Annotated in this window: 19 protein-coding genes; 4 read left to right on the top strand and 15 right to left on the bottom strand. The window is 36.5% G+C overall.

Annotated features, from left to right (window positions below; all coding sequences use genetic code 11):
* Positions 1–21: 21 nt before the first annotated feature.
* From nusG to rpmG, 3 genes are all read right to left on the bottom strand, one after another.
* Positions 22–567 (bottom strand): transcription termination/antitermination protein NusG, encoded by a 546-nt coding sequence (gene nusG, locus AC4BC5_RS10335; RefSeq protein ID WP_490495315.1) that lies wholly within the window; start codon positions 565–567, stop codon positions 22–24.
* 197 nt (positions 568–764) lie between these two features.
* Entirely contained in the window at positions 765–935 is a 171-nt protein-coding gene (secE, locus tag AC4BC5_RS10330) for a preprotein translocase subunit SecE (RefSeq protein WP_490495314.1), read from the bottom strand.
* Between the two features lie 11 nt (positions 936–946).
* Entirely contained in the window at positions 947–1,099 is a 153-nt protein-coding gene (rpmG, locus tag AC4BC5_RS10325; RefSeq protein WP_207941617.1) for a 50S ribosomal protein L33, read from the bottom strand.
* A gap of 145 nt (positions 1,100–1,244) precedes the next feature.
* Here rpmG and cbpA point away from each other — a divergent pair, with 145 nt between their 5' ends.
* The gene (gene cbpA, locus AC4BC5_RS10320) at positions 1,245–1,880 is read left to right on the top strand and encodes a cyclic di-AMP binding protein CbpA (RefSeq protein ID WP_490495313.1); all 636 of its coding nucleotides are present in this window, start codon (positions 1,245–1,247) and stop codon (positions 1,878–1,880) included.
* 161 nt (positions 1,881–2,041) lie between these two features.
* Positions 2,042–2,539, top strand: a complete 498-nt coding sequence (locus tag AC4BC5_RS10315; RefSeq protein ID WP_490495312.1) for a QueT transporter family protein — start codon at positions 2,042–2,044, stop codon at positions 2,537–2,539.
* A gap of 92 nt (positions 2,540–2,631) precedes the next feature.
* On the opposite strand, the gene AC4BC5_RS10310 is transcribed toward AC4BC5_RS10315, so the two are convergent.
* Complete coding sequence (locus AC4BC5_RS10310; RefSeq protein WP_490495311.1) at positions 2,632–2,865, bottom strand: hypothetical protein; 234 nt, start codon at positions 2,863–2,865, stop codon at positions 2,632–2,634.
* A 456-nt stretch (positions 2,866–3,321) separates the two neighbouring features.
* On the opposite strand from AC4BC5_RS10310, the gene AC4BC5_RS10305 reads away from it, so the two are divergent.
* Positions 3,322–4,281, top strand: coding sequence for a diacylglycerol/lipid kinase family protein (locus AC4BC5_RS10305; RefSeq protein WP_490495310.1), 960 nt, complete (start codon positions 3,322–3,324; stop codon positions 4,279–4,281).
* An 89-nt stretch (positions 4,282–4,370) separates the two neighbouring features.
* On the opposite strand, the gene recD2 is transcribed toward AC4BC5_RS10305, so the two are convergent.
* The 5 genes from recD2 to AC4BC5_RS10280 all read right to left on the bottom strand — a co-directional run bounded on the left by recD2 (position 4,371) and on the right by AC4BC5_RS10280 (position 11,316).
* Positions 4,371–6,863: an SF1B family DNA helicase RecD2 gene (gene recD2, locus AC4BC5_RS10300; RefSeq protein ID WP_490495309.1), complete on the bottom strand. Its 2,493-nt coding sequence runs from the start codon at positions 6,861–6,863 to the stop codon at positions 4,371–4,373.
* A 25-nt stretch (positions 6,864–6,888) separates the two neighbouring features.
* Complete coding sequence (locus tag AC4BC5_RS10295) at positions 6,889–7,512, bottom strand: histidine phosphatase family protein (RefSeq protein ID WP_490495308.1); 624 nt, start codon at positions 7,510–7,512, stop codon at positions 6,889–6,891.
* Between the two features lie 9 nt (positions 7,513–7,521).
* Positions 7,522–8,025 carry a tRNA (uridine(34)/cytosine(34)/5-carboxymethylaminomethyluridine(34)-2'-O)-methyltransferase TrmL gene (gene trmL / locus AC4BC5_RS10290; RefSeq protein WP_490495307.1) on the bottom strand — a complete coding sequence of 168 codons (504 nt, stop codon included), beginning with the start codon at positions 8,023–8,025 and terminating at the stop codon, positions 7,522–7,524.
* 131 nt (positions 8,026–8,156) lie between these two features.
* Entirely contained in the window at positions 8,157–10,178 is a 2,022-nt protein-coding gene (locus AC4BC5_RS10285; RefSeq protein WP_490495306.1) for an Ig-like domain-containing protein, read from the bottom strand.
* Between the two features lie 301 nt (positions 10,179–10,479).
* A complete protein-coding gene (locus AC4BC5_RS10280) occupies positions 10,480–11,316 on the bottom strand; it encodes a methyltransferase domain-containing protein (protein ID WP_490495305.1) in 837 nt (278 codons plus the stop codon).
* Between the two features lie 83 nt (positions 11,317–11,399).
* Here AC4BC5_RS10280 and AC4BC5_RS10275 point away from each other — a divergent pair, with 83 nt between their 5' ends.
* A complete protein-coding gene (locus AC4BC5_RS10275) occupies positions 11,400–12,038 on the top strand; it encodes a copper homeostasis protein CutC (RefSeq protein ID WP_490495304.1) in 639 nt (212 codons plus the stop codon).
* 41 nt (positions 12,039–12,079) lie between these two features.
* Here the strand turns inward: AC4BC5_RS10275 and AC4BC5_RS10270 are convergent, their stop codons facing one another.
* The 6 genes from AC4BC5_RS10270 to AC4BC5_RS10245 form a co-directional block, all read right to left on the bottom strand.
* Complete coding sequence (locus AC4BC5_RS10270; protein ID WP_490495303.1) at positions 12,080–13,024, bottom strand: glycosylasparaginase; 945 nt, start codon at positions 13,022–13,024, stop codon at positions 12,080–12,082.
* A 12-nt stretch (positions 13,025–13,036) separates the two neighbouring features.
* Entirely contained in the window at positions 13,037–14,368 is a 1,332-nt protein-coding gene (locus AC4BC5_RS10265) for a beta-N-acetylhexosaminidase (RefSeq protein ID WP_490495302.1), read from the bottom strand.
* Positions 14,365–15,759 (bottom strand): glycoside hydrolase family 1 protein, encoded by a 1,395-nt coding sequence (locus AC4BC5_RS10260; RefSeq protein WP_490495301.1) that lies wholly within the window; start codon positions 15,757–15,759, stop codon positions 14,365–14,367. The genes AC4BC5_RS10265 and AC4BC5_RS10260 overlap by 4 nt, the downstream gene beginning before the upstream one ends.
* 386 nt (positions 15,760–16,145) lie before the next feature.
* Complete coding sequence (locus tag AC4BC5_RS10255) at positions 16,146–17,435, bottom strand: alpha-L-fucosidase (protein ID WP_490495300.1); 1,290 nt, start codon at positions 17,433–17,435, stop codon at positions 16,146–16,148.
* Entirely contained in the window at positions 17,399–18,328 is a 930-nt protein-coding gene (locus AC4BC5_RS10250; RefSeq protein WP_490495299.1) for a metallophosphoesterase, read from the bottom strand. The genes AC4BC5_RS10255 and AC4BC5_RS10250 overlap by 37 nt, the downstream gene beginning before the upstream one ends.
* A gap of 11 nt (positions 18,329–18,339) precedes the next feature.
* The gene (locus AC4BC5_RS10245; protein WP_490495298.1) at positions 18,340–19,284 is read right to left on the bottom strand and encodes a DUF7916 family protein; all 945 of its coding nucleotides are present in this window, start codon (positions 19,282–19,284) and stop codon (positions 18,340–18,342) included.

Here is a 19,284-nt window from a genome sequence, read left to right as displayed (position 1 = left end):
ATGTTACTTTGCTCTTTAGGATTAATCAATCGTATCTACTTGCTCAAAGTCTAATTCTGTACTTGTTTCGCGACCAAACATATTGATATTTACTTTTAATTTTTCTTTTTCAGTATCAACTTCAGTAACATGACCTTCTAAACCAGCGAAAGCACCTTCGATAATTTTTACCGTATCGCCTACTTGTACCTCTAAATCAACCGCACGCGTGCTCATGCCTAATGAACGTAAAATTGAATTAATTTCTTCTTGTAACAATGGAGCTGGTTTACTCCCTGCACCATGTGAGCCTACAAATCCAGTTACACCAGGAGTGTTACGGACAACATACCATGATTCATCGGTCATCATCATTTCAACTAATACATAACCTGGGAAAGTTTTATGAACGATTTCTTTTTCTTTTCCATTTTTCACTTCTACTTCTGTTTCTTCTGGAACAACTACACGAAAAATAAAATCACCCATTCTCATGCTTTGTGCACGAGATTCAATGTTTGCTTTCACTCTATTTTCGTAACCTGAATATGTGTGCAGTACGTACCAACTTTTTTCAAAAGACTCCATTATTTTGGCTCCCTATCTTTTTATAAATTGAATCCCTCAGATTATCGGGTGGGATTCACCCCGAATAATGTTCGAACAAATCAGTTGTTTGTTTTCACGGAATAATAAAAAAACCTCAGATACTTCCGAAGTTTTTTTCCTCATCACACAGTATAACACCCTTAGGCTAATTTCGCTAGTCTGACATTACCAAACAATTATTTTAGAATCCAACTGAATACGGATTGAATGCCTGTATCCATAAGATAAAATAAAGCCGCAAAAATTAATGAAGTCTCGATAACCACGATTACGTCTTTACGTAATTTTTTTCCTGATGGCCAAGTGACTTTTTTCATTTCGTCTTTGACGCTACGTAAAAAGTTCATGATATTCCTCCTTATTTCGTTTCTCTATGTAGTGTATATTGATTACAATATTTACAGAATTTATTAATTTCTAAGCGTTCGCCTTTTTTGCCTTCGCTGACTGATTTTGTATAGTTACGAGAACCACAAACAGAACATGCTAACGCTGCTTTTTTTCCGGCCATTCCTCTGCCTCCTGCTCATTTTTAAAAATGATTTCATACTTAGTAAAGTTACCATGATTTTCAAATACTGTCAATTATTCGACCAGTTTTCTGCTATTTTATGGTATGATAAGATTGTTAATAAATCTCAAATGGAGGCAGAAAAATGTTATTAAAAACAATGGTATATAAAAAACAAAATTTAACAACAGTTAGTGAAAAAAACACCCTTGCAGAAGCTCTAGAAATTTTAGAAGAATCTGGTTATCGTTGTGTACCGATTTTAGATGAATCACGTAAAATTTTCCGTGGTAATATCTATAAAATGCACATTTATCGCCATAAAGCAAACGGTGGAGACATGAACTTGCCAGTAACTCACCTATTAAAAAATGCAACAAAATTCATTCATGTTGCTGATTCATTCTTCCATGTGTTTTTTACTATTAAAGAATTACCTTATATCGCTGTTTTGGATCAAGACAATCAATTTTACGGAATCTTAACACACAGTTCGTTATTAAATATGCTTGCACAATCATGGAGTATTGAAGATGGCAGTTATGTTTTAACAATTGCTTCAACTGGCAAACAAGGTGATCTTGCAGCAATTTCTAAAATTGTTTCAAAATATAGCAACATTGCTAGTTGTATCACATTAGATGTAGGTAAAGATGAATTTATTCGCCGTACGTTAATCACCTTGCCTGCTGGAACAAGTCTTGAATTACGTGACAAAATTATCGCACAGTTAGAGAATAAACAATTTAAAGTCGTTGAAATTGAAGACTTAAACCCTTAATAAAAAAGGTAGCTTCTTTCCAAGCATCTATGCTAAAGGAGGAACTACCTTTTTATTGACTTTTCTTACCAGGAAATTTAAAATATAATCTGTTGTGCTTTTTCATACCGCGGTTCATCAACCATCCCGCGTAATCAAAACTCGGAGAAAGAAGGAAAATTATGTCAACTCATCGCAACAAAAAATTATATCTCATCATTGTAAATGCTATTATTATGGGATTATACGTCGTACTAAGCTTCATCTTACCTTTTTCATCAGGTGCCATTCAGTTTCGTCTATCTGAAAGTTTAAATCATTTAGTCGTATTCAATCGTAAATTAATGTGGGGCGTTTTTGGAGGAGTCCTCGTCTACAATTTATTTTTCGGTTTTGGAATTTTAGATGTTCTTTTTGGCGGCGGGCAAACACTATTAGCTTTGAGCCTAACAGCACTTTTACAAAATGTTGTTAAAAACGTAAAAATGCGTATGGTTTTAAATACAGTATTCTTTACGGCTAGTATGTTTCTAATTGCCTTAATGCTGCACATCACATCAGAATTACCATTTTGGCCAATTTATGGCACAACAGCCTTAAGTGAATTAATCATTATGACGATTTCTGCACCAGTGATGTATTATATTGATAGTAAGTTAAATTTTGCTGAAAAAGTCTAACTTGTAGAGACAAGACCTTGTGTTTTGTCTTTTTTTTTTTACAAAAAAAAAGCCTTGGATTAGGCTTTATGAAAATTATTTAACGTCGCCTTTTATACCTGTGAAGCTTGTTGTTTCTCTTTTTGTTTCTTAAATGTTCTCTTTTGACGTTTTGAAGCTAATAAAAACACAATCAGCAACAATGCATAGGTAATAAAAATAAGTAACTGCAAAATAAAAAAAAGGCCTCTAATCCATGTAGCAAGAGTAAGTTGTAAAACATTCTGTAAGACATATTGGACACCAAACAACATCATCGATAAACAAATAAGATGATAATATTTCATTCATTCACTTCCCTCAGCAATGAATTATAGCAGATTACGCTCCCACTTGTAAGACTTTCTGTAAAAAATAACTCCACCCAAAATTGTAATCGCTTGCAAAAACAGCTGGTTCATGGTATAAAATAAGTGTAAGGAGTCATAGTAATTCCCAGTAGCGCAGCCGAAGTAGGAGCTGTTGAAAAGAATTGTTGTGAGTCTTCAAGTAAACGAAAAGGATGTGGGAATTTGAATAACTCCTTACTAACTGAATAGGAATCCAATGAGATGAAACAAGACGAAGTGGACATTAGAACCTTCCATTGTTATCAAACCTAATCTATAACAGATAGATTAACTACCTTTTCTCATTGGATTCTATTTTTTTGTGCTCTTTTATAGAAAATCTCTTTTTCGCACACTCTTATTCATTCCATGTTATAATATTTAGCAGAAAAAATTTTTTGGAGATAATATCATATGACAGTTCATTATCATCTTCTCGTCAATCAAGTAGCTGGCGGGGGAAACGGAAAAAAAATCAGTGAGCAAGTTTGTTCATTAATGAAACAACATAATTATTTATTTACAACTTACCTAACAGAATATCCTAATCATGAGTTAGAAATTGTAGACGAGCTTGCAACCAATCGTTTACGTCCTTTCGAATCAGAGGATGATAGGGAGCCTTTTCCTTTGTTAGTTGTCATAGGTGGTGACGGCACGCTTCATCAAGTAATGAATCAATTGAAACGAATGAATAAAGAACTCCCCCTTGCTTACATTCCAGCAGGCTCAGGAAATGACTTTGCTCGTGGGATTGGTTTACCTAAAGATGTAAAACAAGCCTTTCTGCGAATTACTCAAACAACCCAACCGCGCAAAGTAAATATTTTGACTTATGATGAAGCAATTCAAGAGCGCATGGGGATTAGTGTAAATAATGTAGGGATTGGTTTAGATGCAGCTATTGTATATCGAACGAATCATTCTGACACAAAAACAAATTTAAATAAATATAACCTTGGTTCACTATCTTACATTGCTTCTGTTCTGCAAGTCTTATTGAAGCAAAAAGGATTTCCAATTTTAGTGGAAGCCAACGGACAAACTTACCATTATGATAAAGCTTTTTTATGTACAACTACAAACCATCCTTATTTTGGTGGCGGAGTACCGATTGCCCCTATGGCGACGATTGAAAAAGCAGCCCTAGACTTGGTTGTCGTTGAACGCATTCCATTATACAAAATCTTTTGGTTAATTTTCTTATTGTTCCGAAAAAAACATCATCTATCCAAATACTACCATCATCTTTCGGCAACAAAATTACGAATTGTGTCACCTACACCACAATATTCACAAGCAGATGGCGAAGAATTAGGTCATGGTCCTTATGACTTATCTTTAGGGGTGACTCAACAACTTTTTTGGGGATGAAAAAACGTTAATCTTCGTTTTTAAGAAAAAATCTGAACGACACTTTCCTTTGTGTCGTTCAGATTTTTTTGTTCACCTATATTTATTATTTAATTGTTTTGAAAATCATAAGGTGAGACTTCTTCCATCCCAATCATCGGATCAATTATCCCTGTTCTAACTATTTCTTCAGTAAGATACTCTGGCAACTCTGGTAATTTTTCCTTTTCTTCAAATAAAGATGTTTGATTTTCTTCAACTGTTTCAACTACAGGCGTAACCACTTCAGTTTCTTCAGTAAATGGGTCTTCATCAGCCTCTTCATACTGATTAATCCGTTGGCGCATGACTATCGATAGGCTATCAATTCCTAAAATCCGTTCTTTCAATGTTGTATAACGGAGATTCGATTCATTTTCAACACATTGTTGATAGGCTGGTAATTCTCCTAACAAAATAAGTAACTCTTTACTACGGGTAATTGCCGTATAAAGTAAATTTCTTTGTAGCATCCGCTGATATTGATGAACCATAGGCAAAATAACCATTTTAAATTCACTACCTTGAGACTTATGAATCGAACAGCAATACGATAGTGTAATTTTATTCCACTCATTTCGTTTGTACGTCACTTCATTCGCATCAAATTGTATAGTTAATTCATCAACTTTATCTTCTGAATTCTTCGCATAAGTAATACCAACAATTTGTCCCATATCTCCATTAAACACATTATCTTCTGGAGAATTGATTAATTGTAATACTTTATCCCCGATCCGATACACGGTCTCATTCCAATGTACTTCTTTTTTCTTGCCATCAGGATTAGGATTAAAGATTTCTTGCATCATTTTATTTAAAGCATCAATCCCAGCAGCACCTCGATACATAGGAGCTAGTACCTGAATATCTTGCGGAGTAAAACCTCGATCTTTGGCACGTTGAACAATTTGAGCAATTAAAGGTTCAATCTTATATGCATCGCATGAAAAAAACGAACGATCTTTTTGATTACGCGTGAAATTTTGTGGAAGATGTCCTGTTTTAATTTCATGGGCAAGTGGAATAATACTAGACCCATCTCCTTGACGATAAATCTCATTCAATTCTTGTTTAGGGATGTCCTCGATTTCTAATAAATCGTGTAGAACTTGTCCGGGACCAACAGATGGTAATTGGTCTTTATCTCCTACAAAAATGACTTGCATATTAGTAGAAATTGATTTAAATAACGTATTTGCTAGCCAAGTATCAACCATTGACATTTCATCAACAATCAACAAGCCACCTTCTAATTCTTTTGGTGTCATAGCCGCTGCTTTTTCGCGTCCGTTTAAGCCCAATAACCGATGAATCGTCCCACTTGGCAAACCTGTTGTCTCGTTCATACGTTTAGCAGCTCGTCCAGTTGGCGCCGCCAATAAGATTGGAAATGTTTCTTCAGTGTATTTGCTAGGCTCTAAATCAACTTCATTCAATTCAGCAAATAATTGAACAATCCCGTTGATTACTGTAGTTTTCCCGGTACCTGGACCTCCAGTTAAAATAAATAAAGGTGAGCGAATGGCTTGTTTAATCGCTTCTTCTTGAGAAGAACCATAGACAATTCCTAAACGTTTCTCAAGTTTACGTAAGGTTTGTTCAACTTTTTTTTCTGGATAATGAATTTCTTTTTTACGTTGCAATAGACGTTGAATAGATGTTGCAATCCCCCATTCTGAGAAGAACAAACTATTTTCGTATAAGTTCGTACCTTCTTGCTGAATCTTCCCTTGATTGACCAATTGAATAACCACTTCAGCCACTGGCTCTGGGTGGATTTCAATGGGACGACTGGTTTCGAGTAATCGAATTGTTTGATCCAACAATTCTTTTGCTGGTACATAGGTATTTCCCGTTTGAATTGACTGTTGGAAAATTTGATGTAAAATGGCCGCACGAATCCGTTTTGGTGAGGTTGCTTCGATGCCTAATTGTTCTGCTATATTATCAGCTTTTTTAAACCCAATTCCTTCAATGTCTTCAACGAGACGATAAGGATTTTCTTCAATTATCTCAATAGCAGAATTTTTGTATTCCTGATAAATGGCAAAAGATAATTGATTTCCAAATCCAAAACGGTTTAAACCAACAATCACTTGGTCCATTCCATAGTTTAAACGAATTGTTTCTAGCATCATTTTTCTTTTTTTCTCAGTTAATCCAGGAACTTGTGCTAATAGTTCAGGTTCTTCAATCATTCGATCAATCGCTTGTTCGCCTAACAATTCAACAATTCGTTCTGCCGTTTTTTTACCAATCCCAGGAAATTTTTCACTGGAAAGGTAATGAATTAAGCCATTTTCTGAGGTTGGCTGTTCTTTTTGATACGTATCAGCTTTCAATTGCTCACCGTATTTTGGATGTTCTACTAGCTCACCAAAGAAGCGATAGCTCTCTTCTTCTTGCACTTCGCCAAAACTTCCAGTTACCACTATTTCTTTCTCACGATACTCTGCATTCGTTTCTTCAATACGAATGAGTAATACTTTAAAAAAGTTACTTGGATTTTGAAAAAAAATAGCGGCAACCTTGCCGACAACATACGTTTTTTCTGGCAACATGGTTCCCGCTCCTTCCTTAAAAAAACTACCCTAGAAAACTCACATCATTCCACTGACGCATCTGATATGGAAGCTGTTGGTCTCCAGTTTCTAAAATTGTTAAGCTATTATTTAATAAACCGCCCATTGCCCGTAGTTCGGAAAGATCTTTTCCAACTAAATACTGTAAAGTTGCAGTAAAAGAGGCACCATGACCAACAAATAAGACAGGGCCACTATGCAAATCTACAGCTTCAAAAATGGGGGTAGCTACTCGTTGTAACATTAATTCAGTCGTTTCCCCTTTAAAAGCAGAAGGATCATAACGGTCTAAATGATATCGTAAGTTTGTTAAATCATCGCTATATTTCATATACATCTCATCAATACTTTGACCTTCTAATTCTCCATAGCCCATTTCACGCAAATCCTCTTTATAAACAATTTTTGTTGGATGCAGTAGTTCTTGTTGAATACCTTCTGCTGTGTCACGTGCTCGTTTTAACGGGCTTGAATAGATAGCTTCAAAGGGAATTTCTTTGAGATGTTGTCCTAACAATCGAATTTGTTCATAACTTGTCGGTAATAATGGTGAATCACCGTTCATCCCTTGAAAACGGCGCTCTTGATTCCACTCTGTTTTACCATGTCGCGTAAAATAAAGTTTCATATTAAACTCCTAATCAATTTTATCGTTTTCGTAGTGATGAGTTAATTCCAAATTTGGAAAGCTCTGTTGACGTAACGCCTCATAAACAATTAAAGCAGCTGTATTGGACAAATTCAATGAGCGAACATGTTCATCATTCATTGGAATCCGCAAACACTTTTCCGCATTTTGACGCATGAATGTTTCTGGTAGTCCAGTTGTTTCTTTTCCAAATAGGAAATAATGGTCACGACCATCCGCAAAGTTTTCTTCGCTATAGACTTTATTCGCAAATTTTGAGATGAGATGGACTGGTGCTTCATCCACACTTGCTATAAAATCAGCCAAGCTTTTATGATAAGTAATATTTACATCATGCCAATAATCTAAGCCCGCACGTTTTAATTGCTTATCATCGGTAGAAAATCCTAATGGTTCAATTAAATGTAACGGCGTATTAGTTGCCGCACAAGTTCGGGCAATATTTCCAGTATTTGCTGGAATTTGTGGTTCAAATAAGACAATATGATTCACAAAAAATCCTCTTTTCTTTTTCAATAGTACATTGATATTCCTATCAATGATAACGCAATTTTTTATTTTTTACCATCTTCTTTTATTTTTCGAAATAAAAAGTCTGGGAGGTCTTTTTCCCAGACTTTTGCCTAATTTGTTTTTGCTTTTCTACGTCGAATAAAGATAATTACCCCTACAAGAACAAGTCCCCCACCCATAATGGGTAAGTAATCAGAAAATTGTTCTCCCGTACGTGGTAAAAATGATGTTTTACGGTGTGATGCTGGATAAGTTTTGTTCGTTCGCTTGGGTAAACTAAACGAATTGGTTTTACGACTAGTTGAGGTAGGCTTAGCCACATTGTTGCTTGTACTTTTATTTCTGGCAGACTTTAATGCAGCAATATCTGCTTTTAATTTTTTAAAACTTTCAGCAATTTCATTCACAGTAGCTTTCGCATTTCCGAATACTGTCTGTGCTTCTTCTAAAGATTTTTTAAAGTTATCCCATGTTTTTGCTTCAAAATCAGTCGCGTTTAATTTAAGTGCCTGATCGATTAATTCACCTAATGCTTCTTTGTCAACCTTAGCAATTAATGCTTTTTGTGCCTGAGTTAAGTCGCTCAAAGCTGTATCGATTTCTTGTTGAGTGGCACTTACATCAGCCACAACTTTTTTCGCAGCAGCTAACTTTTCAGAAAAGATTTTCCATGTTTCACCAGTATAGTGTTCTTCGGCTAGCGTTTCAGCTTTTTTGATAGCTTCGGCTAACTTGTTACTCGCCACTGTTGAAGGCGTTTTTTTATTTTTTTCTAGCTTTTTGATGGCCGTATTTAACGAATTTGTCGCCTGATCGATAGCTTTTTGCGTCGCATTTTCGTCAGCAGCAAGGTTTTTTGCATTTTTTAATTCAGCTTCAACAATGGCCCATGTCTTTTCTGTATACTCTGCTTTTACTAGATTTTCGGCATTTTCAATAGCGGTTGCTAATTTTTTGCTATCTTTGACTTTCAAATTATTTTGAGCGCTTTGTAATTGTTTAAGTGCCGTATCAATTGCTTCTTTTGTCGCGTCGTCCTTTTCCAAAACAGTCTGCGCTTGAATTAGTTTTTCTTGGAATATTTGCCAAGACGTTGCTTCATAGTCAGCTTTTTTCAGTTTTTGAGCGTTACTCACTGCTTGGTTTAAAGCTTGTTTAATTGGCTTAGCCTCTAAATTAGCGATTGCCTCATCTAAATCACTCGTTGCTTGATCAATGATTGTTTGTTCTTGTGCGTTTGCTAAGGCGTCTTGGGCTACCGCTAACATGTTCGTTAAAGCTTCCCAGCTCTCTTTTGTATATTCATCGGGCAATAAAGCAGTTGCTTTCTTAATTGTTTTTGTTAATGCTTGGACATCTACTTCTTCGACTAAAACATAATAAGAAAAGTGCGTCGTTTCAAAGGTATACATATCCGCTTCAATCGACCCTTTGATTTCAGTCAAGTTATTATTTTTAGCATCATAAGTATACATTTTTACTTTTTCTTGATGGTATGCTTTGGGTACTGGTACCTGCACTTTTACTTTGCCATTTGGTTGAATAGTTTCTCCTGCTTTATTCAGCAATTGAATATCAACTAAAAGAAAGTTGCCTTTTACCGCTTTTTTTACTTGATTGTAAATTTCTGTTCCTTGTTTACTAGTTTTCACTTTTAAAGTTGTTTCTTTGGGTAACACACTGGCTACTCCAGATACACGAATATTGGAACTAGTGTCTTTTAATTCGACAGCTGGATCAACAACCGTGACTGGAATACTTTCTTCAACCCCATTTGCTGTTCTGGCAGTAACTGTTGTTGTCCCTACTTTCACCCCTTCAACAAGCCCATTCGTCACTTTGACAACTTGTTCGTTCGTAGAGGACCAGGAAACTTGCTGATTTTCGGCATTTGCAGGTGATACTGTCGCTTGAATTTGTTGTGTTTCATTTCTATTGATAGTTAATGAGCTAACGGATACGTGGACTGTTGTAGGTTCAACAGCTTTCTGTTTCACTGTTTCTTCAGCTGGAATTTCGGATGTTAAAGATGTTCCTTCATCTGCTAACGCTATGGAGCTAATTAATAATAAAGGTACAAATAATGTAAAAAAAGACGCTTTGCATACTGTTTGATACGTTAACTTTTTCATCGTGTTCACTCCTCCATTTGAAAAGCTTTCATCTAACTCAATTAAACACCATCTATCAAAATTTATCAAAAGATAACTTAACTTTTTTTCTCAAAAATGACAAGTTGATATGTGCATAAAAAAAACGTAACAACTCGGTGTCTAGCACTGCGAGTTGTTACGTTAGTGAAGCTCTTTTCACTAACTTTTATCAGAACAGGATGCTGATAAAAACCAATGAAAAATGACTTGAAATTAATATATCATTCTTACCTTACGAATGCAAGAGATTAATCTAGAAAAATTCAAAAAAAATTCAAATTTATCGACTAATTAGAACATCTAAATCAATCGTAATCTTTGCAAGTGGTTTTGCTTGAACTTTTGCTTTCCTATCTGGTGAAACGCCCCATTCTAAGGGAGACATTTCTAATAACGACAGACGATTTTTTTCAGGAATATCAAAAACATAAGAAACTTGCTGCTGCGTCATTTCAGGGTAAATTTGTTTAAATTTATCGACAACTTGTTGATTTGAATAGCTTTGTTTTTGTACATCTTCTGGATAAAAAGCTGTGCGTAATTCTTTTAGATAGCCACTACGCGGTACTACTTTAATAACTTTTCCATCTGTTTTTAAAATACGATTAAACTCTTGATAATTAGAGGGTGAAAAGATATTTAAAATTGTAGAAAACGATGTATTAGCAAAAGGTAGATTAGTCAAATCAGCGACACACCAAAATAAGGGTGCTAGTTGATTTGTCGCCAAATAAATCCCTTCCTTTGAAATATCAAAACCAACGCTAGGTCCGATAGTTGTTTGATTGGCTAAGTTATTTAAAAAACTTCCCTCACCACAACCAACATCAAGAATTTGTTCATTTTCACAAAGTGGTGCTAACACATCCAAAAGTGGTTGGTACATGCCACTTTGAATCATTGCTCCTCGATGTAAAAACATTTCATGGTCATATTCTGTTTTTATTTGGTGATCCAAAAAATAGAGTGTGCCCTTTTTCGATAAATCAAATCGGTGATGGTTGGTACAAATGAGACCTCTCTCTAAAGCAGTCATCGATTCATGGCATAAGGGACATTGAAATAAAGGCGCATTCTCTTTTAAAAATAATGCACTACGGTCAATTTTTTTTAACATCTTGATTCCTCATCTTTCCTTCATTACTTTAGCATATTCTTATGCTAAAATGCTAGATATACAAAAGGAAAAGAGGCAAAAAGATGTTAAGAGAATTCTGTGCAGAAAATTATACTGATTTACCAAAAGCCATTGCTCGCGGTGCTAAGCGAATTGAACTTTGCGATAATTTAGCTGTTGGCGGAACAACACCAAGCACTGGCGTCATTGAAGAAGCCTTGAGCTATGCAGATGATAAAGGCGTGGCTGTCATGACGATGATTCGTCCTCGTGGTGGTGATTTTGTCTATAATGATATCGAACTAAAAATAATGCACACCGATTTGATTGAAGCAAAAAAATTAGGTACCGATGGTGTGGTATTTGGTTGCTTGACTCCCAATAATTGGCTAGATGAAGAAGCTTTAGAAATGTTAATAGAAAACGCAGAAGGCTTACAAATTACCTTCCATATGGCCTTTGATGCGATTCCTAAAGAACGCCAATTTGAAGCGATTGATTGGTTAGTAGCACATGGTGTGACGCGAATTCTAACTCATGGCGGAGCAAGTGGCACTCCAATTGCTGAAAACTACAATCATTTAAACGAATTAATTGCTCATGCAGACAATCGAATTATTATTTTACCTGGTGGTGGCATCTCATATGAAAACGCACAAGAAGTTGTTGATACATTAGGTGTTACTGAAGTCCATGGTACAAAAATTGTTCCCTTTAATTAACTAAAAAAATCGTCTACTCACTAAAGAGCAGACGATTTTTTTCAATCCACAGTTGGATTTTTACGTTGTTGTTCTAACCATTCTTCTGTGATTTTTTCAATCATCGTTTGTTTTTCTTTAGCTGGTGTTGCAACATACATCGTTGGTTTTTGTTTTTCAGTTGCTACAACAAAAGTAAATTCAACATTCGTAGCAACGCCCCATTGACCATTACGATCCATTGCAATCAATGAAAAAGCCCCTGCTTTTTCATTGCGTTTTGTTAGCCGTTCATCAAAATCATAAACGGCTTGGTCACAAGCCTCTTGCGGTGTATAACCAGCTTTCATTAGACGAACGATTTCATAAGACAAACAGCCTTTCATTAAATCTTCGCCTAAGCCTGTTGCCGCCGCTCCTCCAATCTCACTATCAACATAAAAGCCAGAGCCACTCAAAGGAGAATCTCCTACTCGACCAGCTTGTTTCAAGAATAGACCGGAGCTAGAAGTTCCGGTTGCCATACTACCACTGACATCAAGACCTACCATGCTTACTGTATCATGACCATCATAAGGATTTAACTGATTTTTTTGGACTTCTTTCAACCGCTTTTCCCATTCATCTTTCGCACGATCAGTTAACATATTTTGGATATCAAATCCATTCAGGACTGCATAAGCATGCGCGCCTTCCCCCACTAAAAAGCTATTAAACCGCTCTTTGCTTAACTTTTTAGCTACAGAAATAGGATTTTTAACATCCGATATTCCTGCGACTCCTCCAATTTGGTAGGTATCTCCATCCATATAAGCAGCATCTAATTGAACGGCTCCTTGAATATTGGGTAAACCGCCATATCCAACCGATTTATACAAAGGATTATCCTCTACTAGGCGTACTGCTGATTCAATAGCATCTCCTACTGCGATTCCTTCTTTTAGTAATTGACTCGCAACAGTCACGCCATCAAAGGCCATTCGCCAAGTTGCAATGATTCCCCACATAAGAACTCCTCCTTAATGAAAGTATGCTTTAATAATTGTTTCGATTTGTTTTTTGTCTGCAAAGACTGTCGTCAATTTTTGCATTGTTGCCAATAATAAGTACGACATGTTTTCCCAAACTACTTGTGTATCTTGTGCTTCTGGACGATCAGACCAGATAGCAAGTGCCACACCAGGTAATTGAGGTGTAAGCTGTTCAATTACTTGTTGCTGTGGATACATTTCGGGTGTCCAGTCATTTAAAATCTTGTCGTAAGTTGGATAAGAATAACCGGCATTTTCACCTAAAACATAATAGAAATAATTATCATTAAAATTAATAATTGTATAGTCTTTCTCTAAGAAAGTTGCAACTGGGGCCATATTTTGATTCCATTTAGTCCAATAGGTAATTTCAACATTAGTTGCCAACTTTACCTGTTCGCTACGATTTAGTCGGAAAAAGCCATCGTTCCAAATCCGAGGAACAAATCCCCATTGACTGACTTGTTCAATAACTTGATTAACATAAGCCACAAACGTATCAATGCCCTCTGCAGCTGCTCCGTATGTTGCTTTTGCATAAGCTCGTAATTCAGGATAGGCTTCAATTTGATCGAAATCAACAAACTCATCGCCCCCAATATGAAAATACGTACTATCCGTAAATAATTCTGCATATTCTTGATAAATTGATAGAATAAATGAAATTGCCTCCGGATCACAAATATTTAAAGCTGCTGGATCGCGTTCTAGTGTGCCATCTTCCTGTTTCTTTTGTAGTTGCCATTCTGGATGCGTTCGTAAAATTTGCTTTAAATGCCCCGGGCTATCAAAGTCTGGAATAATTTCAATTCCTGCTTGTTTAGCGTATAAAATAATTTCACGAATCTCATTTTTGGTTAGATATTCATCGGAAACTATTTCAGGCGCTACTTCTGATTCAATCCGGAATCCTTCATTCTCCGAAAAATGCAATTGCAGATAATTAAATTGTGCTAAAGCCATACTATCAATGAATTGCAATAAAATTTCTTTAGAAAAATATTTACGTGCCATATCAATCATTAGAATTCGTTGTTCCTGCTGATAGGTCACTACCGTTTCTCCTAAAGATAATTCACCTAAAAAATCACGAATGAGCGCATGAATGGCAACTGCCAATAATTCATTTTTATCAGCAACTACTTTAATCCCTCGATCTTTATAAATCACAGATGTAGCTTCTTGTTGAACAAGATGCAAATCACCCACTTCATGTTGTGTGATACTTACAGATTGTTTAAATAAACGCTCGACGACTCTTTTTAAACGTCGTGCGATTTTTAAGCTGCTTACTTCTGCAACAGAAATTGTATAACTCATTGACTACCTCCAGCGTTAAATCCTGATTGCTCAATTACTTGTTTCATCCAATAACTACTTGCCTTGTCTGAGCGAGCATAATTTTGGTCACGGTTTAAGCGGTAGAAACCATAGCGATTTTTGTAAGCATTCAACCATGACCAGCAATCAACAAACGTCCACATATGATAACCAAAACATTGACTACCTTCATCCATGGCTTTTGCCAACATTGATAAATGATCTTCTAGAAATTCAATACGGTAGTCATCCTGAATAACACCTTGCTCATCTAAAAATTGCTCTTCACCCTCGACGCCCATACCATTTTCAGAAACGTACCAAGGAATATTGCTATAATCATTTTTTAAACGCATCGCAATATCATACATTCCTTCTGGGTAAATTTCCCAACCGCGATGTGGATTGATTCTTTTTTCTGGCCAGTTGTAATAACGAGCAAAATCACCAGGGGACTGCGCAGGAAAATGTGGATTTTCCACTGCTTGTACTCGCAATGGTTGATAGTAATTTACACCTAAAAAATCAACAGTATTTTCTTCAAAAATTGTTCGATCACCTGCTTTTGTCTCCGGTAATAGCTGGTTTTCATCTAAAATAGCAATCAATTCTTCTGGGAAATAGCCGTTCACAACAGTATCCACAAAACTGCGAATATAAATTAAATCTGCTTTGTGTCTTGCCTCTTGATCAGCCGGAGCTTCACTTTTAGCATAGACTGGTGAAAGATTTAAAATAATACCAATTTCACCATCATTTTGTGAAGATTCTTTATATGCTTTGACAGCTGCCGCATGGGCTAACAATGTATGATACCCAACTTGAACAGCTCGTTTAAAATCATGGACTTTCGGATAATGCGCATCACCCAAATAGCCACACTCAATGTGTACTAAAGGTTCATTAAAAGTCGCCCATTTTTTTACGATATCCCCAAACTGTTCAAAAGCAGTTTTTGCATAGAAAGCAAAATGATCCACTGATTCTCGCGCTTCCCAACCACCTTTTTCCATTAACCACCAAGGCATATCAAAATGGAAGAGATTGATAATGGGTTCTACATCATTTTTAATCATTTCTTCAAAATAAGCGCGATAAAATGCTACCGCTTTCGGATTCAGTGTTTTCCCATCAGGTAACAAGCGTGTCCAAGCAATCGATGTTCGATACGAATTCATCGACATTTTTTTCATTAACGCTACGTCTTCTTTATATTGAAAATAAACATTGGATGTGTCGTCAGGACCCACTCCATCGAAAAATAGCTCTGGTTCCATTTCAAACCATTTGTCCCAAGTAGAAGGACTCTTGCCATCAATTAATGCGGCGCCCTCTGTTTGTGGGGCAGAAGTTGCAGCCCCCCATAAAAAATCTTTTGGAAATGTAATCATTGTTTTTCCTCCTCAAACTCTTTTCTTCACTCTACTAAGAAAACGAATACAAAACAATATGTGAATTTTTCGCTGACCTAATCACGCAATAGTTACATAGTTTCTTTCTATAAAAAGCGTGCTAATCGCTGTAATAGACAAACTAAAATAATCAACTGATGGCTAGGACGAAAGACTACTCATAATTGTTTTTTTACCTAAAAACAGCCAACAAACAAGCAATAACAGAATCGTCACGAGCTCTGTCATAATTACATAAGGCGTTATCCTTTTAGCATAAGCAAAGACCAGAAGGATTGTACCCAAAATAATGTTAACCAGAACATGTCGTTCAGACTTTTTTGTTTGTCTGTGGCTGTTTTGTTTTCATTGTACTGTGTTTTTATTTATTCACATTCTATTTTATAGACTTGATAAAGTGCATCGCCTGCCGTTAGTTCACCCGATTCAATGACTTCAGCGGTATTTAGCAAGGTCACTTTTTGGCATTTTTCAAATAACTCACACGATATGTTTGGGGCATTTTTTTCACCAAACGCATAAATCGTCGAACCTTTTTGTGTCAATGACCAGCCTTTTGGTACTTTGTAAGATGCTGGTCGGGTTTCATAGATCCCTTCACCAAATTGCGCTAACCATTCCCCTAATGGCTCTAAAATGGCTAAGGCTTCTTTAGGCAATGTTCCATCTGGTTTAGGACCTACACCTAAAATAATATTGCCTCCCATTGCCACTACTTGAACGACACTTGTTAGAATTTCTTCAAATGATTTGTAGGTATCGTTCGGACAAAATCCCCAGTTTTTCGCCAATGGAATATTACTTTCCCAGGCTTTAGTTGGAGGAACCTCTGGGATTTTTCGTTCAGGTGTCACATAGTTTTCATATTTACCACCAATACTACGATCAACAATTAGTAAATCAGGCTGTTGAGCACGAACGTCTTGAGCAATTCGCTCCATATCCAATTGTTCATGACGACTGTTAACCCAACCACCATCTAACCAAAGAATGTCTAAATCGCCATAATTGGTTGTAATTTCGACTAACTGATCATGCACAAATTGGTCGTATTGTGCCCAACGTTCAGGAAACTCATGTGGATCATAACTAGCATATCGGCCTTTTGGTTTTTCTCCTGGTACCCAATATAATGGAGAATGCCAATCTGGTTTTGAATAATACGCACCTACACTTAACCCTTCTTGACGAAAGGCTTCTGCAACAGCCCCAAAAATATCGGATTGCTGGTCTTCAGCGAAAGGACAAGGAGACTGCGTTACTTTATATTCACTGTAAGCCGTATCATACATATTAAACCCATCATGGTGCTTTGTTGTAAAAAGCATATAGCGAAAACCGGCATTTTTACACGCTTGAGCCCAAGCAGTTGGATTAAAATTATAAGGATTAAACGAGTGGTTTAGCCCCCAATAATCATTACGTAATTCATCAATATCATTACGCCAAGGTTTTTTTCTAGCCCAATCGTCTTCTTCAGACATTTGCCAAGATTCAACAATTCCTGCTACTGCGTATAATCCCCAATGAAAAATCACACCAATTTTTTGATCTTTAAACCACGATAATTTTTCTTGAATATTTGCGGGGAGCTCGTCATAAGCTTGATAATCAGTCGTTAAATTTTCTTCAATATCTTGTCTAATTTTTGCCATGATTTACCTTCCTTGTGTTTGTCATACGAAATAATTGTCGTTGTTAATGCTTGTTGCGCATGTAAAACAATTTGACGATACCCTCTAGCAAACTGTCCATAAACATTGTAGCCACTAATTCGACCATAATGTAAGCCAACGCCCAACCACTCGGCTGTAAAATCATTGTCGTGGTCATGTCCACAAAAGACATTAACTGCTTGTTCATGTTCAACTAATGTCGCAAACAAACCCGTATTAATTTCCGAGCTACAAATGGCCTCTAGACATTGACCTGTCTGAATGAACGATTTTGCTTGCTGATATTCTACCAGTGGAATGTGTAAGAAAACCACTGTTTCTACCGGCTTTTGATAATGTTCAAACCAACGAACTTGTTCAGGATAAAGATAGGCATAACAATTATCCGTCGGTTTATCAGCTAATTTTTTTGCTATTCTTTCTGAAACATAGTCACCAGAATCAAAAACAGCGAATTGTTTCACTACTTTTTGACCGGTAACATCATAAATATCAAACAGCTCAGATAAACGTTCTTTAGTCACAATACATTGCTCACCGAAAACTCGATTTTTTAATCCTTGTTCCATTTTTCGCAACTCTTCACGGGTAATTTTTCCGTGTTCTGAATCATGGTTCCCATAAGTCACTACCACGGGAATTTCACTAGTATTAATGCAATCAATGACTTGCTGAAATCCTTGATAAGGATTGTTCTCTCCATAACACCAAATTTGATCGCCTGTGAACATTAATAAATCAGCATCCAGTGTTTGGAGACAATCACTTAATTCTTGGAGAGTTCGTTCATCTGCTTCGTTGTTAGGATAACCAACATGCAAATCTGTAAAGTGAGCGATAATAAAGCGCCCATCCGGTCGACATCGTAACATGACAACTCTCCTTAACGATTAATTGAACGTGCCATGATTTGCATGGTATGTTTCATTCCGCGAATAGCAATTGACATATGATAAATATTTTCAGCTGGCGCCACGCCACTATAACCAGCATCGCCAATATGTTGAATATCAACACCACACATTTTATTCCATAAAGCAATTTGACGAATTGTTTCAGGCGAGGCACTTTCTTGACTTGTACCAATAGCGGACATGGTTAACATGCCTAAACTTTTTGCTGTTTTAACTGCTTCTTTTAATTCATATTGATCAAATCCTGGAACAGTTCCGACAGCTGGTAACAAGAGAATATCGGCACCTGCATCTGCAAATTGTTCAATCGCTGCTTGAGTCATAATTGGTTCATCCACACCCGCACTGTGCATTTTACCAGCAATAATTAAACCATTATAATTATCTTTTCCAATACGAATTGCTTGAGCAATTTGCTCATTTGTCACACCCGTACCTGGATTTCCAGTTAAACAAATGTAATCCACACCCAATTTTTCCGCTGCTTGGAAAGTTGCTGCCGTACTCTTGCGTCCATTTGAAATGGTGATTTTTTCACCCATCGTTGCTTGATCTTCAGCAACTGGTTCTAAATTTATTCCGATTAAACGCCCAGTTAGTTTCTTCAATTCTTCAATTGGATTACGTGTATTTTTATTTGGATTTTCCCAAATGTCAAATGCTTCAGATAGCCCCATTCCTGGTAAGCCAATCACTACTGGATTGAAACAGTCAAAAAGATTTAATAGCAGCATGTCTGCTCCAAATGCCGCTGCTAATTCAGCATTTGTTGTACTGTCTGAGACCGGTGCAGAAACACAGACGTTCTCACTTACAATGACACGCCCTTCACTAGCTTTAATCGATTCAAACATTTCCTCACGATTCATTTTTCGAATTTCTGATGCTGTTGCACTAATCAATCTTTTTACCAC

Source organism: Enterococcus sp. AMC2644, assembly GCF_058216475.1.
Note: the sequence above shows the minus strand (reverse complement) of the source record. Positions and strands in the feature narration are given on the sequence as shown.